Source organism: Paenibacillus pasadenensis (assembly GCF_002864175.1).
Taxonomy (GTDB): domain Bacteria; phylum Bacillota; class Bacilli; order Paenibacillales; family Paenibacillaceae; genus Paenibacillus_O; species Paenibacillus_O pasadenensis.
On sequence record NZ_NFEZ01000003.1, the window covers coordinates 388022 to 402857 of the forward strand.

A 14836-nucleotide genomic window follows, 5' to 3' on the forward strand; every position below is an offset into this window, starting at 1 on the left:
AAGGAGTCAGAAGTCATGCCTTGAAGCGGTCGAGCGATCGCTGGAGCGACTGCGAGACCTGCTCGAGCTGGGCGGCGAGTCCGACGAGGCTGTCGCTCACGCCGAGCTGCTCGCTGCTGAGCGATGCGACCTCCTGGGAGGTGGCGGACGACTGCTCCGCTACGGCGCTGACGCTGCCCATCGCGGAGCCGATCTGCTGCTGCGACTCATCGAGCAGACGGATCGATTCGGCCACGTTCTCCAGCGTCGACGCAAGCGAATTCATGCGAGCCTGGACCTCATGGAAAATGCCGTTCGCTTCCTTGACGGAGCCGATCTGCTCTTGGAATACCGGCTGCGCCTTGCCGAGCGCCTCGACGGTCTCCTCGATCTCCGTCTGGATCGTCGTCGTGATGCTTTCCACCATGCCGATCGACTGGCGGGACTGCTCCGCCAGCTGGCGGATCTCTCCAGCGACGACCATGAAGCCTTTGCCGGCCTCGCCGGCCCGGGCGGCTTCGATCGACGCGTTGAGCGAGAGGATGTTCGTCTGCTTGGCGACGCCGCCGAGCATTTCCAGAATCTTGCGGATCGAGCTGGTGCTTTCCTGGAGGCGGCCGACTTTTTCGGTCATGTCGCGGACCATCTGCTCGGTCTCTCCCGTCTTCTGGATCATCGCAGCCATATGCTCCGTGCCCTGCCGGCTCGCCTGGTCGACCTGCTCGGCCGACAGCCGCATCTCGTCGCTCATCGCCTTCACTTGGCGCATGTTCTGATCCATGCCGCCGGCAAGATCGCTGCCTCGCTCGGCTTCCATCGCGAGGCTGGTCGCTCCGCCCGCGATCTCCTCCGTCGCGACCGCGATCTCCCGCGCCGCTCCTGCCGTCCTGCGGGAGGCTTCTCCGACCTCGGAGGCGGTATGCAGGACATGCTGGGCGTTGTCCCTCGTCTGGCCGACGAGAGCCGTTATTTGGCCCATCATGTCATTGAAGCTCTCCGACAGCTGGCCGATCTCGTTCTGCGAGCGGATGTCGGAGCGGACGGCGAGATTGCCGTCCTTGGCCTCCCCCATCAGATTGCGCAGCTTCTGCAGCGGCCTGCCGACGCTCGCGACGACATAGACGCCGACAAGGATCGCGATCAGGGCGGCAGCCGCGGCGATCAGCCAGGTCATTCTCTCGATTTCTTTGGCATCGCGCACCAGCTCCGACGTCGGAATCATGCCGAGCACCTTCCAGCCGACCGTCTCCAGCGTCTGGTAGACGGCCAGCACCTGTCCGACGTTGCTTTCCGTGATGAAGCTGCCGCTATCGGCTGACGCGCCGCTGCCGGCGAAGTCGATGACGGACTTCTCCCCGGCGAGGCCGGACTCGATATTGTCGATCAGGATCGTATTGTCGCCATCGAGAATCCGGATGCGGCTGCCTTCTCCGATCTTGACGTTCTGCAGCTGCTGCTCGAGCAGCGAGGCCTTGAGCTCGATCAGCAGCGCGTACGCGTAGCTGCCCGACGTATCCCGGATCGTCCGGGCCAGGCCGAACGACCTCTGGTCGTTGCCCTGGAAGCCCTTTTCCTGGATCGGGATCCAGATCGACTTGCCTCCCAGCTCGACCGCCTGCTTGAGCCAAGGCGCGTCCTTGACCGTTTCGTACTTCAGATTGCCCGTGCCGAGCACGTTCGTTCCGTATTTCTCTTGCAGCGGAATATAGTTGACGTTCATGACTTCCGCGTTGGACATCGCCATCGCGCTCAGCTTGGTCGACAAAGCGCGCTGATTCTCGAAAATCGCGTATTCGTCGGAAGCGCTGCTCCCGAGCTCCCGGATGTTGTCCTGCAGCGACTTGTCCGTAATGAACTGGATCGAGAAGTTCTCGTAGTTGCCCAGAATCAGATCCAGCTTGCCGCGGATCTGATCGATCGTCTCATTGGAAGCGGCGGTCACCTTCTTTTCGATGACGCCCTTGGAAATCTGGAAGCTGAGCGTGCCGACGACGGCGACGCAGGCGACGATGCTGACGAAAACGATCAGGAACAGCCTCACGCTTAAAAGATGTAGCGGATTGCGGAGCCGGGCCCGCGCATCTGCCTTGGCGCCGGTGGGCTTGTCCGACAGGGAAGGCTCCGTGCTTGTTCCGCCGCCCGACTTGCGCATACGGCGTTGGAATGGATTCTGCATCTGTATACACCATCCTCTATTCATGAAAGCTTTCCCTATCCATATCGGAGTCTGCGTGGACGAAGTTTAATCCATCTTAAAAATAAACAAGGCTGCCGGCTCTTGACAAGCCTCGATCCGGTCGATCGAGAAGCCTCTGCCTCCTCCGAGCGGGCCGAACGAAAAAAGCGTCCCGTCGGCTGCATGGGCCGGCGGGACGCTTCGTCAACTCGGGCTTGCGGGATCGAATCATTCGGTGCGGAAACGCTCCAGCGCGGCCTGCAGCGACTGCGAGACGCCTTCGAGCCGCGCGGACAGCTCGACCAGGCCTTGGCTCACGCCCTGCTGCTCCTGGGTAAGCGAGGCCACCTCCTCGGATGTAGCCGATGCCTGCTGCGAGACGGCGCTTACGCTGCTCATCGCTTCGCTCAGCTGGGCGTGGACGTCGTCCAGCAGGCGGACCGACTCGCTTACGCGGTCGAGCGACTCCGTGAACTCGCCCATCCGGCCCTGCACCTCCAGAAAAATCTGGCTCGTCTCTTTGACCGATTGAATCTGTTCCTGGAACATCGGCTTCGCCTCGCCGATCGAAGCGGCCGTCTGGGCCATCTGCTGCTGGATCCGTCCGGTAATCGTCTCGACCAGCGCGATCGACTGCCGGCTCTGCTCCGCCAGCTGCCGGATCTCCGCCGCCACGACCATGAAGCCTTTGCCGGCCGCTCCCGCGCGGGCCGCCTCGATGGAGGCGTTGAGCGAGAGGATGTTCGTCTGCTTGGCGACGCCTCCGAGCACGTCCATGATCTGGCGGATGGAGCGGGTGCTCTCCTGCAGCGATTCGACCTGCGCCGCCAGCGAGCTTGTCGCCGATTCCGTAAGCGCCGTCTTCTCGACGAGCTGCGTCATGCATTCGGTCCCGCGGCGGCTGGAAGCCTCCACCAGAGCGGCCGTCTCGCCCATCTGGCTGTTGCTCCGCCGCAGCTGCTCCATCCCAAGGCTCATGTCGGCCGTCAGATCGCTTCCGCGCTCGGCGTCGGCCGCCAGGCTGGTCGCTCCGCCGGCAATCTCCTCCGATGCGGTCGCGATCTCTCGCGCCGCCTCGGCCGTCCGCCGCGAGGCCCCTCCAAGCTCGCCCGCCGTGCTCAGCACTTGCACCGAGCCGCTTCGCGCCTGCTGGACCAGCTCCGTAATCTGCGCCATCATATCGTTGAAGCTCGTCTCCGTCTGGCCGATCACGTCGGTGCTGCGCGGCTGCGCCCGTACCGTCAGATCGCCTTCGCGGCCCCTCTGCATCAAGCTCCGCAGCCGCTGCAGCGGGCGGCCGACCAGGCGCATGACGAACAGCCCGATGAGCGCGGCCAGCAAGGCCGCCGCCGCGGAGACGAGGAACGTCATCCGGTAGATCGCGTCCGCTTCCTGCACGAGCAGGCCGACCGGAACGACGCCGGTCAGGACCCAGCCGTTGGAAGGAAGCCGGTCGTAGATCGCCAGCGCCTTTCCGCCTTCCTCTTCCTTGACCAGCGAGCCGCTCGGACGGGCTGCCGCCTCCGCCGCCACCTTCACGCGCGCTTGCTTGCCGATCGCTTCCCGTCCGGAGCTGTCCAGCAGCACCCGGTCCGTCTCGTCGACGATCGAGATGCCGCTGCCTTCTCCCAGCTCGGCGCCCTTGAGCTGATCTTGCAGCGCCGAATCCTGAATTTCGACGAGCAGCAGGTAGACCGCGTCCGTGCCGCCCGGCTCCCGCAGCGCGCGCGCCAGGCCGATCGTCGGCTTTCCGCCGTCCTGGAAGCCGGCGGTCTGCGTCGGAATCCAGATCGACTTGTTCTCGGTCTTCACGGCCGCCTGGTACCAGTCCAGCTGCTCCAGCTTGGCTTTGTCGAGGCTGCCCGTTCCGAGCACCTTGCTGCCGAGGCTTTCCCGCAGCGGGATGAGGTTCAGATTCTCGACGCCGGACATTCCGATGACCATGCTCTGGATCTTGTTGTTCAGCTCCCGCTGCGCGTTCGCGAGCGCCGTCTCGCTGCTCGCGTAAAGCGTGCTGCCGATCATGTTCTGCAGCGTCGTGTCCGAGACGAACTGCACGGCGATGTCGTTGAACTTGCCGAAGACGAGCTCCAGCTTCTCGGCCAGCTGCTTCAAGGTCCGGCTGGACGAGTCCGTCGCCTGCTGCTCGATGATCGACTTGGAGATGCTGTAGGACAGCTGCCCCATCGCAAGCACGCAGATGAGGATGCTGGCGAATACCGTCAGGAACAGCTTCAATCCGATCGACAGCGTCCGCCTGGGCGGGGAAACGGACGGGGGACGGCCCGCGACGGCCTGATGCCGCTCGGCCTCCCCGATCTGCTCGCGTCCATCGTCCGGCTTGATTTTGCTCCTCGCCCGCTCCCATCGGCTCTTCCATCCATTCCGCATGACAGCCACACTCCATCCGTTTGCTAGTATCCTTGTATTCCCTTGTATCGGATCGTCCGAGATGGTCCTTTATGCCTATGTCAGCTTTATATTCATGAATTATTTTGGATTTTAATTCCATTATCCAGTGATTGCGATATTTTCTTTCACTCGTTAACGAGATAAGGCAATAAAGAAATCAATCGAAATTCATGTAACCGTATTCAATCGCGCAAAAAAAAGCCCGGACCTGTGTAAAGGTCCGGACTGTCTCGCTTCGGCGATCAGCGGATGCGCTTGCGCATCATGTCCATCGGGCGCACCGGCTCGGCGACGCGCAGCACGATCTCCTGCAGCGGATGGCGCGCCGCGTCGAGCCGATTGCCTTCGCGGTCGCGCAGCTCGTCGACCGTCTGCTTGAAAAACGTGCCGCCCGGGCCGAAGAACTCGATCTCCTGGCCCGGCTTGAAGTGGTTGCGCTGCTGGACGACGGCAAGTCCCGTCTGCTCGTCATACTCCAGCACGACGCCGGCGAAATCGTACGGCGCGGCTTTTTCCTCCGGCTCGTAGATGTGGTCCTCGGTGCCAGGCGTATCGAAGAAGAAGCCGGTATTGAGCGGACGGTTGGCCGCCTTGTGGACCTCTTCGAGCCATTCCGGCCGCAGCTCGTAGCCGTCCGGGTCGGCGAAGTAGGCGTCGATCGCCTGGCGGTACGCATTGACGATCGTCGCGACGTAATGCAGGCTCTTCATCCGGCCCTCGATCTTGAAGCTGTCCACGCCGACGTCGATCAGCTCCGGGATGTGGCGGATCATGCACAGATCCTTGGAGCCCATCGTGAACATCTGCTCCTCGCCCTCGGCGATCGTGTCGCCGTCGACGTACAGGTCGTACTTCCAGCGGCAGGACTGGCAGCAGCCGCCGCGGTTGGAGTCGCGGTCGGTGAAGTGGTTGGACAGCACGCAGCGGCCGGAGAAGGAGGAGCACATCGCGCCGTGGATGAACGCCTCGATCTCGATGTCCACATGGGACTTGATCTCGGCGATCTCCTCCAGGCTCGTCTCGCGCGCCAGCACGACGCGCGGCAGCCCTTCCTCCTTCCAGAACTGCACCGTCCGCCAGTTCAGCACGGACTGCTGGGTGCTCAGATGCACCTCGAGGCCCGGAGCGACCCGCTGCGCCGTCTCGACGATCGCCGGATCGGCGGCGATGATCGCCGCGATGCCGACCTCCTCCAGCTTGCGCAAATAAGCCTCCAGGCCGTCGATGTCCTCGTTGTGGGCGTAGATGTTCGTCGCGACGAACACCTTGGCGCCGTAACGGGCGGCGAATTCGACGCCTTCCCGCATCTCCTCGAAGCTGAAGTTGTCGGCGCCGGAGCGCAGGCCGTACTTCTGTCCGCCGATGTAGACGGCGTCCGCGCCGTAATGGACGGCGAATTTCAGCTTTTCCAGATTGCCTGCGGGCGCAAGCAGCTCCGGCCGGTCGAGCCGGTATCGTTTCCCCTGATAGCGGGGCTTGTTCATCGTCATGCCCATCGTTCGTTCACCTCCTGAAGCTCGGCCGTCAATAGACCTGCTCCTTATAGAAAAATCCGTAGCTCAGCTCGCGGGACGGATCCTGCACGCGGCGGATCGCGGCGAGCCAGGACGGGTCGAAGCGGTAGCCTGCCGGATCGGCGGCATAAGCGTCGATCGCGGCGCGATAGGCCCGCACGACCGTCTCGTTGTACGCCGGCGTCTTCATGAGGCCTTCGACGCGCAGGCTGTCGATGCCGGCCTCCAGCAGCTCATGCAGGTTCTCGATCATGCAGATGTCGTCCGAGCTCATCATGTACGTCCCGTACGCGTCCTGGTAGATCGGATAGCGCTCGTCGCGGCGGTCGGCTTCCATCAGGAAGAGGCCTTGCCCGAGCGCGCTGTCCACCTGCTCCGGAGCCTTGCCCAGATGGCCGAGGTAGCTGTCCACGAGCGAGCGCTTGGAGTGGTAGATGTTGGTCATGCCGTGAACCTGAACCTGGACCTCCAGCGACGTGCGCTGCTTGACCTCGACGATCTGCTCCATGTTCAGCTCGCGGGCGAGCACGATGCGCGACGCCCCCCGCTTGCCCCAATAGTCGGCCTGCGCGTAGCTGGTCGACGTCATCTCGGCGTTCCAGTGCAGCCGCAGCTGCGGCGCCGCCTCGCGCGCTGCCATCAGCACCGACGGGTCGCCGAAAACGATCGCGTCGACGCCGATCTCCGCGAGCCGGCCCAGATAAGCGGGCAGCTCGCCCACCGTGCGGTTGTCCATCAGGTTGTTGACCGCCGCGTAGATGCGCGGACGGCGCTCCGAGCCGCGAGCGATCCGCACGGCCTCGCCGATCTGCTCCAGCCCGAATTCTCCCGGCAGCCTGGCTCCGAATCGGGATTCCCCGATGACGAAGGCGTCCGCGCCGGCGTCCGCCAGCAGGCGGAGCTCCTCCAGGGAAGCGGCCGTCGCCAGCAATTCCGGTTTTGTCGCCACCATTGATTCCTCCTTGCTCCTGCTTCTATTGCTTGCCGCTTTCGCGGATGTTTTTCAGATGCTGGTCATAGGTGACGGCAAACAGATGCTCGCTCGAGCCGTCTTTTTTCGTCACATAGTAGTAGAAGTCGTTTTTCTCCGGCTGCAGCGCCGCCTCGATCGACTTCAGGCTCGGACTGCTGATCGGCCCCGGCGGCAACCCGTCGCTGCGATAGGTGTTGTACGGGCTCTCGACCTCCAGATCCTTCTCGAACAGCCGCTCCTTGGGCTTGTCGAGCAGATACTGGACGGTGGCGTCGATCTGCAGCCGCATCGGCTTGGCGAGCCGATTGTAGATGACGCCGGCCACGGCCGCGCGCTCCTGGTCGACGACGACCTCGCGCTCGACGAGGGAGGCGACGGTCATGAGCTCATGCAGCGTCAGCCCGCGTTCTGCCAGCGGCTCGTCGATCTCGCCCAGCTCGGCCAGCTTGCGGTCGGTCTCGGCGAGCATCCGCTGCAGGATGTCCTCCTCGGTGCTGCCTTTCTTGAGCTCGTACGTCTCGGGGAACAGATAGCCCTCCAGCCGGTGGCGCAGCCTGGCGTCGTCCGGAATCGACTTGACCGCCTCCGCCTCCCAGTCCCTCTTCTCGTCCGCAAGGGCAAGGAAGCGGGTCTTGTCGATGAAGCCCTCCGCCGCCAGCTTGTCCGCGATCTGCAGCAGCGTGAAGCCTTCGGGAATCGTGAAGCGGATCGTCTCCTCCTTGACCGTATCGCCTTCGTTCAGCTTGCGGATGATGGCGTCATGCTCCATGCCCGGGGACAGCTCGTAGGTGCCGGCCTTGAACGCGCCGCCCTGCTCCCGGAATTTCAGGTAATACTTGAAAATGAACGCATCGCGAATGATGCCCTCCTGCTCCAGCCGGTCGGCGATCCGGTTCGGGGACATGCCCCGCTCGATGGCGACCTGCCTGGCCTCGCCCGCCTCCGCCGGCCTCAGGCCGTTCCATATATAGCCGCCCAGCCCCGCTGCCGTAAGCAGCAGCAACGTGACGAGCGTCAACAATACCCATACCGTAATCCGGCTTCTCGAAGGTCCTGCAGGCTGCTGCGCGTCCCCTTCGACTCGATCGTTCCTTCGCATCTGGCTTCTGTCCCCCGCTTCCGACTGTACCTGAATTCCGCAGCCCGCCCTCGCGGCGCGCCCGGGCAGTAGAAAAGGGGCGGCAATTGCCCGCCCCAACCCGCCTGCTATTCCTTGCCCGATTCTTCGAAAAGCAAAACGTCGTAAGCCTCGGCGGCAAGCTCCCATTCCTCGTCGTCCTCGATCGTCTCGAGCTGCGGCTCGCCGCCATGCGCGGCGACCCGGAACATCTCGACCTCGCCTTCCTTGCGTCCGGCCGGAGACTGGAGCGCCGCGTAATGCGAGCCGTCCAGCTCGAACTCGGCGAGGATGACAAAAGCGATCTCAGCCCCGTCCTCGTCGACGAGGAGCACTTCGCGGCCAAAAGCCTGCTTGAGCAGCGACACGCGCTGCGGAAGTCCTGCGCTCATCAGCCTTGTCCGTCCTCCAGCTCGCCGAGAAGCGTGTTGAACGTCTCCTCGACCATGCTCCACTCTTCCTCGTCCTCGATCGTGTACAGCTTGAGGTCGTCGCCGTCCTCCTCGTAGCGGAACGCGTAGACTTCGTCTTCCTCTTCGTCCTCGCCTTCCTCCGCGCTGAGCGGAACGACCATCATGTATTTCTGGTCCGAGCCGTCGACTTCGAATTTCATGATGACCTCGAACTCTTCCTCGTTGCCTTCCTCGTCCGGAATGTAGATGATTTCCGGCTCTTCAAACTGCATGTCGTCCTTTGCCATCGTTTACCCTCACCTTTTCATCTTAGAGTCGAGATAATTCTGCAAAATCAGCGCGGCCGCGATCTTGTCGACGACCTGCTTGCGTTTGTTGCGGCTGACATCCGCTTCGAGCAGCGTCCTCTGCGCGGATACCGTCGTCAGTCGTTCGTCCCATAGGTGTACAGGTAAGTGGACTGCTTGCCTCAATTCCTCGGCAAATGCGATGCAAATTTCGCCACGCGGACCGATCGTGCCGTTCATATTTTTAGGAAGCCCGACGATGATCTCGGACACCTCGTGCTCCGCGGCAAGCTGCGCGATTCGCTGCAGCTCGCCGCCGCCCTTGCGCTGCAGCACCTCGAGCCCTTGGGCGGTCCAGCCCATCGGGTCGCTGAGGGCAACGCCGATGCGGCGGTCGCCGTAGTCCAAGCCCATAAGTCTAGTCAGTCTGCATTCTCCTGTCGCGGGCCCGATCAGCGGTGAGCGGCCAGATACGAGCGGACCAGCTCCTCGATCAGCTCGTCTCGTTCCTTCTTGCGGATCAGGCTTCGTGCGTTGTTATGCCTCGGGATGTAGGCGGGATCTCCGGATAGCAGATACCCGACGATCTGGTTGATCGGATTGTAGTCCTTGTCGACCAGCGCGTCATACACCGTCAGCAGGATCTCCTTGGAGGAAGCCTCAGGACCGTCTGCAACCACGTCGAACTTCATTGTCTTGTCCATGGAGCTCACCGCCAGCACCTCGCTTTCCTCTGGCCCGGATCGTAAGGGCGCGATTAAAGATACATCTTCACTATATCACATTTGCCTGGGCGAGAACCAGTTCTTCGACAAGGCGCAGCGCTTCGCCGAGCTTCGACGGATCCTTGCCGCCCGCCTGGGCCATGTCCGGACGGCCGCCGCCTCCGCCGCCGCAAGCGGCTGCCGCTTCCTTGATGATCTTGCCGGCGTGGAAGCCCTTCTTGACGAGCTCCTGGGGCACCGATACGACAAGGTTGACCTTGCCGTCCGCCGGAGCTCCGAGCGCGATGACCGCCGCCGGCAGCTTGAGCCGCAGCTCGTCGGCGATGCCGCGCAGCGCGTCCATCGTCGGCGCGCTCACCTGCGCCGCCAGCACGGAGACGTCGCCCGCATTCTTGACGCCGCTCTCCAGCTGGCCCGCCTCGATGCGCGACAGCTTGCCTTGCAGCGATTCGTTGTCGCGCTGCAGCTCCTTCACCTGGCCGAGCAGAGCTTCCAGGCGGCGCGGCACGTCGGCCGCGCCAGCCTTCAGCAGGCTCGCCGCCTGCTCCAGCAGCTCGAGCCGGCCTTCGAGATACGCGTAGGCGCTGCGGCCGGTTACGGCCTCGATACGGCGCACGCCCGAGCCGATGCCGGTTTCGCCGACGATTTTGAACAGTCCGATCTGCGACGTGTTCTCGACATGGCAGCCGCCGCACAGCTCGATGCTGTAGTCGCCGACCTGCACGACGCGCACGACGTCGCCGTACTTCTCGCCGAACAGCGCCATCGCGCCCATCGCCTTCGCCTCGGCGATCGGCTTGCTCTCGATCACGACCGGCGTGCCGGCCCAGATCTGCTCGTTGACGCGGCGCTCGATTTCCGCCAGCTCCGCGGCCGAGATCGAGCCGATATGGGAGAAGTCGAAGCGCAGCCGGTCCGGCTCGACGAGGGAGCCGGCCTGGTTGACATGTCCGCCGAGCGTCTCCTTGAGCGCCTTGTGCAGCAGATGCGTCGCGGTATGGTTTTTGACCGTGTCGCCGCGCGAGGAGGAGGATACCTCGGCCGCCACCTGGCCGCCCTTGCGCAGCGCGCCTTCGACGACGAGCGCATGATGGACCGGCTGGCCGTGCGGCGCCTTGGTGACGTCCTCGACCTGCAGCTTCAGGCCCGGCGCTTGCAGGAGGCCCTTGTCGCCGACCTGGCCGCCGCTCTCGGCATAAAACGGCGTGCGGTCGAGCAGCACGAGCACGCGGCTGCCTTCGCCGGCGATGTCGACAAGCTCGCCGTCCAGGACGATGCCGGTGACGACGGCGTCGCCGACGAGGCGGGAGTAGCCGATGAACTCGCTCGGCTCCGTGAACTCCGACAGGGCGCCGCCCTGCACGCTCATGCCGCCCGTCTCCTGGCGCGCCGCGCGGGCGCGGCTGCGCTGCGCCTCCATCGCCTGGTCAAAGCCGCCGCGGTCGACGCCGAGGCCGTTCTCGCTGGCGTAGTCCTCCGTCAAGTCGAACGGGAAGCCGAACGTATCGTACAGCTTGAACGCGTCCTCGCCGCCGATCTCCGTGCGGCCGTCCGCCTTGGCCGCGCGGGCCAGCTGCTCCAGCAGGCCGAGGCCGCCTTCGAGCGTGCGGTGGAACTGCTCCTCCTCGCCGCGGATGACCTTCTCGATGAACTCGCGCTTCTCGACGACCTCCGGGTAGTAGACGCCCATAATGTCCCCGATCGTCTCGGTCAGGCGGTACAGGAACGGGCGGTCGACGCCGAGCGTCTTGCCGTAGCGGACGGCGCGGCGCAGCAGGCGGCGGATGACATAGCCGCGGCCCTCGTTCGACGGCAGCACGCCGTCGCCGGCGGCGAACACGACCGTGCGCGCGTGGTCGGCGATGACCTTGAGCGCGATGTCCTTCTCCACGCTGTCCTTGTACTTGACGCCCGCGATCTCGCAGGTTTTCTCGATGATCGGCAGGAACAGGTCGGTGTCGAAGTTGGAGTCGACGTCCTGCAGGATCGAGGCAAAGCGCTCGAGGCCGGCGCCGGTATCGATGTTCTTGTTCGGCAGCGGCGTGTAGCTGCCGTCCTTGTTGAGGTTGTACTGCGTGAAGACGAGGTTCCACACCTCGAGGTAGCGCTCGTTCTCGCCGCCCGGATACAGCTCCGGATCGGACGGATCGTTGCCGTACTGCTCGCCGCGGTCGTAGAAGATCTCGGTGCACGGGCCGCAAGGGCCTTCGCCGATCTCCCAGAAGTTGCCGTCCAGCTTGACGATGCGCTCCGCCGGCAGGCCGACCGTCTCGTTCCAGAGCCGGTACGCGTCCTCGTCGTCCGGATGCACGGTCACGCTCAGGCGCTCCGGATCGAAGCCGATGTAGTCCTTCGACGTGAGGAACTCCCACGCCCAGACGATGACCTCGTCCTTGAAGTAGTCGCCGATGGAGAAGTTGCCGAGCATCTCGAAGAACGTCTGGTGGCGGCGCGTCTTGCCGACGTTCTCGATGTCGTTCGTGCGGATGCACTTCTGCGCGTTGGTGATGCGCGGATTGTCCGGAATCTCGCGGCCGTCGAGGTACGGCTTGAGCGGCGCGATGCCGGCGTTGATCCAGAGCAGGGACGGATCGTTATGCGGCACGAGCGAGGCGCTCGGCTCGACCTTATGTCCTTTGCTTTCGAAGAATTTCAGCCATTTGGCGCGGATTTCTGCTGCTTTCATGACAAATCCAACCTTTCCTATCGCGGAATGTGAAAACAAAAAACGCCCCTGTCTGCCGACAGGGACGATTGAACTCGCGGTACCACCCTGGTTATCGCTCCGGCTCCGCGATGTGCGGACGGGCAGCGATCTCCTCGATCCGGCAGATAACGGCTCCGGCGGCCGGTGGAGTTGATCCACGCTCCGAGATCAGCTTCGGCACGCTCTTCGGCAGGCGGATTCTCGCAGCCGTCCGGCGGGCGCTCGGCGCTCCATCCGAAAGGAATCCGTTCTCTGATTGCCGGGCTGCGCCCTACTTGGCATCCCATCAACGCTGTGTCTATGCGGCCTCGCCTCAGCGGGACGTATTGCGGCCATATACCGCCGATTATAGGATAGAGCGGCAGGATTGTCAATTTGTATGGGCGGACGGACGCGGCTGGAAGCGGTTTGGTTGCTCTGCCGGCTATAGGAGCCTTGGCGAGGTTGCAAAAACGCCCTACACGGTCCGCCGCCGCACGTAATACGCGAACACATGCTGCAGGATCACCTTGAGCGCCGCGAATACGGGCACGGCGAGGATCATGCCGGGAATGCCGGCCAGCTGGCCGCCGACGAGCAGCGCGAAGATGATCATGAGCGGATGGATATGCAGCGTGCGCCCGACGACCTGAGGCGAGATGACGTTCCCTTCCAGGATCTGGCACGCCGTATTGACGACGGCGACAAGCAGCATCATTTTGAACGAAACCGTCGAGGCGACGAGCAGCGCGGGCGCCGCTCCGATGAACGGTCCGAGATACGGAATGACGTTGGTCACCGCGACGATCGAGGCGAGCAGCAGCGCGTAGGGCAGCCCGATGATGGCATAGCCGGCGTAAGCGAGCAGGCCGATGATGACGCAGACGAGGAACTGCCCGCGGATGTAGCTGCCGAGCGCTTCGTCGATGTCCTTGAGCATGCGGACGACCGGCTTGCGATGCGACTTGGGCACGCAGGCGATGACCGCGCGCTCCATCACCTCGAAGTCCTTGAGGATATAGAACACGAGGAACGGAATGATGAAGAACAGGAACACGGCGCCGAGCATGGAGCCGATGTTGTTGATGAAGTCGGTCGTCGATTCCGCGAGCCGCTTCTCCAGCCCGGCGAGCGCGCGGATCATCGCCTCGCGGAAGCTCTCCGGCAGGAACGACGTATGGTTGAAGTCCCGCACGAGGCTCTGCGCCCGCATCGTCAGCTCCGGCGCATGCTCCCCGAGCTCCTGCACCTGCTCGGTCACCATCGGGATCAGGTTCATGAGGATGACGGCGAGCGCCGAGCAGAACACGGCGTAGATGAGCAGGACGGCGAGCGAGCGCGGCACCCGCCTGGCGCTGAGCAGGCTGACGATCGGGTGAAGCACGTAGGCGATGACCATCGCGATCAGGAACGGGGTCAGCACGGCGCTCGCGAAGCGGTATACCGTCAGCAGCAGCGGCTTGAGCAGCAGCAGCAGGAACAGGGCGAGCAGGCCGAGGATCGCGTAGACGAGCCCGAGCAGCATCCGGTTCTGCGTCCATTTTTCCATCCCAGCCCCTCCCCTCTCGCATCCGCTGTCCGAAAGCCGGGACCGTCCAAGCTTGCTGGAGAGCCTGTCTGCCCGGCAGGTCCGTTAAAGTATATGCGGCTTCCGCCGCTCCCATACCTTGCCTGTCCGCTGCCGCGCTTCGCGCTTCGGCGGACAGGAAAAACCCCTGACGGAAATCCGTCAGGGGCGCAGCTCCCGATATCTCGGTCGGCCTGCTTCAGTTCGCGTGGATCTCGGACGAGGCGATGTCGTCCTCGAAGAACAGATCGTCCAGCGAGCTGAGCGTTCCGTCCTCCTCGACCTGATAGACCGACATTTTATCGCCGTTGACCGTCAGCTCGATATAGCAGCCCCAGCAGTAAAACTGATGCGAGCCGATCTTGCCGATATCTCGGGAATTGCAGTTGGGACATCTCATGCTCATCGATTCATTTCTCCCTACATTACGGATCGGAAGCTGCGACACGCTCCAGGGCACTCTCGTCCAGCGGCGGGACGACAATCGCATCTTCCCCTAACAAGAAGACATCCGGATCCCGGGGCGCTCTCAGCCATCTCCGACCGTCCTTAAGGTCTGAGACAAATCCGTCCGTCAGTTCAAAGCCTACTACCTGTGTACCCTGATTCGGGTCAAAATAAACATCGCTTATCCGGCCGAGCTGATCTCCCTCCGCCGTGACGACGGGAAGCTCCTTGAGCCGCACGCAGCCGCCGAGGAACGAGCGCGGCAGCGACTTCAGGCGCCTCACCCCGATCGACTCGGCCGAGCGGAGGAACACGCAGTCGGCGCCGCAGACGAGCACGTCGTCCCACAGCACGGTCCGGGCATGGCCCGGCCGCCAGCACCAGCCGTCGAGCACGAAGCCCTGCAGCGTCCAGTGCTCGTCGAACCAGGCGTCGCGGATTTTGCCGGCGCGGGCGCCGGAAGCGGCGAAAAAGGCGGGCTGCCCGATGACTTCCTGCAGCTTCAGCATGCGGTCGGCGGCATTCGGCACGCAAAGCGCC

Annotated in this window: 13 protein-coding genes; all 13 read right to left on the reverse strand. The window is 63.6% G+C overall.

The window, feature by feature from the left end; all coding sequences use genetic code 11:
• Window positions 1-13: 13 nt before the first annotated feature.
• Entirely contained in the window at window positions 14-2155 is a 2142-nt protein-coding gene (locus tag B8V81_RS05345) for a methyl-accepting chemotaxis protein (RefSeq protein ID WP_028597561.1), read from the reverse strand.
• A 228-nt stretch (window positions 2156-2383) separates the two neighbouring features.
• Window positions 2384-4546, reverse strand: coding sequence for a methyl-accepting chemotaxis protein (locus tag B8V81_RS05350; RefSeq protein WP_028597560.1), 2163 nt, complete (start codon window positions 4544-4546; stop codon window positions 2384-2386).
• Window positions 4547-4809: 263 nt separating this feature from the next.
• Window positions 4810-6063 carry a peptidase U32 family protein gene (locus tag B8V81_RS05355; RefSeq protein ID WP_174817668.1) on the reverse strand — a complete coding sequence of 418 codons (1254 nt, stop codon included), beginning with the start codon at window positions 6061-6063 and terminating at the stop codon, window positions 4810-4812.
• A 28-nt stretch (window positions 6064-6091) separates the two neighbouring features.
• Window positions 6092-7030 (reverse strand): peptidase U32 family protein, encoded by a 939-nt coding sequence (locus tag B8V81_RS05360; protein WP_101808234.1) that lies wholly within the window; start codon window positions 7028-7030, stop codon window positions 6092-6094.
• 25 nt (window positions 7031-7055) lie between these two features.
• On the reverse strand, window positions 7056-8153 hold the full coding sequence (gene mltG, locus B8V81_RS05365) for an endolytic transglycosylase MltG (RefSeq protein WP_174817669.1): 1098 nt from the start codon (window positions 8151-8153) through the stop codon (window positions 7056-7058).
• A gap of 107 nt (window positions 8154-8260) precedes the next feature.
• The gene (locus tag B8V81_RS05370) at window positions 8261-8563 is read right to left on the reverse strand and encodes a DUF1292 domain-containing protein (RefSeq protein WP_101807912.1); all 303 of its coding nucleotides are present in this window, start codon (window positions 8561-8563) and stop codon (window positions 8261-8263) included.
• Window positions 8563-8871, reverse strand: coding sequence for a DUF1292 domain-containing protein (locus tag B8V81_RS05375; protein ID WP_028597555.1), 309 nt, complete (start codon window positions 8869-8871; stop codon window positions 8563-8565). Before B8V81_RS05375 ends, B8V81_RS05370 begins: the two co-directional genes overlap by 1 nt.
• Before the next feature lie 9 nt (window positions 8872-8880).
• Window positions 8881-9285 (reverse strand): Holliday junction resolvase RuvX, encoded by a 405-nt coding sequence (gene ruvX, locus B8V81_RS05380; RefSeq protein ID WP_043110901.1) that lies wholly within the window; start codon window positions 9283-9285, stop codon window positions 8881-8883.
• Window positions 9286-9323: 38 nt separating this feature from the next.
• Complete coding sequence (locus B8V81_RS05385) at window positions 9324-9584, reverse strand: IreB family regulatory phosphoprotein (protein WP_028597553.1); 261 nt, start codon at window positions 9582-9584, stop codon at window positions 9324-9326.
• A gap of 61 nt (window positions 9585-9645) precedes the next feature.
• Entirely contained in the window at window positions 9646-12282 is a 2637-nt protein-coding gene (alaS, locus tag B8V81_RS05390) for an alanine--tRNA ligase (RefSeq protein ID WP_101807913.1), read from the reverse strand.
• A gap of 478 nt (window positions 12283-12760) precedes the next feature.
• Entirely contained in the window at window positions 12761-13831 is a 1071-nt protein-coding gene (locus tag B8V81_RS05395; protein WP_028597551.1) for an AI-2E family transporter, read from the reverse strand.
• A gap of 217 nt (window positions 13832-14048) precedes the next feature.
• Window positions 14049-14249: a hypothetical protein gene (locus B8V81_RS05400; RefSeq protein WP_028597550.1), complete on the reverse strand. Its 201-nt coding sequence runs from the start codon at window positions 14247-14249 to the stop codon at window positions 14049-14051.
• Window positions 14250-14274: 25 nt separating this feature from the next.
• Complete coding sequence (locus tag B8V81_RS05405) at window positions 14275-14826, reverse strand: PRC-barrel domain-containing protein (protein ID WP_228551615.1); 552 nt, start codon at window positions 14824-14826, stop codon at window positions 14275-14277.
• Window positions 14827-14836 lie beyond the last annotated feature (10 nt).

Excerpts from the sequence above, each read along its gene's own strand:
- mltG (WP_174817669.1), bottom strand. The coding sequence starts at position 8,153 with ATGCGAAGGAACGATCGAGTCGAAGGGGACGCGCAGCAGCCTGCAGGA.
- B8V81_RS05375 (WP_028597555.1), bottom strand. The coding sequence starts at position 8,871 with ATGGCAAAGGACGACATGCAGTTTGAAGAGCCGGAAATCATCTACATT.
- B8V81_RS05350 (WP_028597560.1), bottom strand. The coding sequence starts at position 4,546 with ATGCGGAATGGATGGAAGAGCCGATGGGAGCGGGCGAGGAGCAAAATC.
- B8V81_RS05370 (WP_101807912.1), bottom strand. The coding sequence starts at position 8,563 with ATGAGCGCAGGACTTCCGCAGCGCGTGTCGCTGCTCAAGCAGGCTTTT.
- B8V81_RS05395 (WP_028597551.1), bottom strand. The coding sequence starts at position 13,831 with ATGGAAAAATGGACGCAGAACCGGATGCTGCTCGGGCTCGTCTACGCG.
- B8V81_RS05355 (WP_174817668.1), bottom strand. The coding sequence starts at position 6,063 with ATGGGCATGACGATGAACAAGCCCCGCTATCAGGGGAAACGATACCGG.
- B8V81_RS05400 (WP_028597550.1), bottom strand. The coding sequence starts at position 14,249 with ATGAGATGTCCCAACTGCAATTCCCGAGATATCGGCAAGATCGGCTCG.
- B8V81_RS05345 (WP_028597561.1), bottom strand. The coding sequence starts at position 2,155 with ATGCAGAATCCATTCCAACGCCGTATGCGCAAGTCGGGCGGCGGAACA.
- alaS (WP_101807913.1), bottom strand. The coding sequence starts at position 12,282 with ATGAAAGCAGCAGAAATCCGCGCCAAATGGCTGAAATTCTTCGAAAGC.
- ruvX (WP_043110901.1), bottom strand. The coding sequence starts at position 9,285 with ATGGGCTTGGACTACGGCGACCGCCGCATCGGCGTTGCCCTCAGCGAC.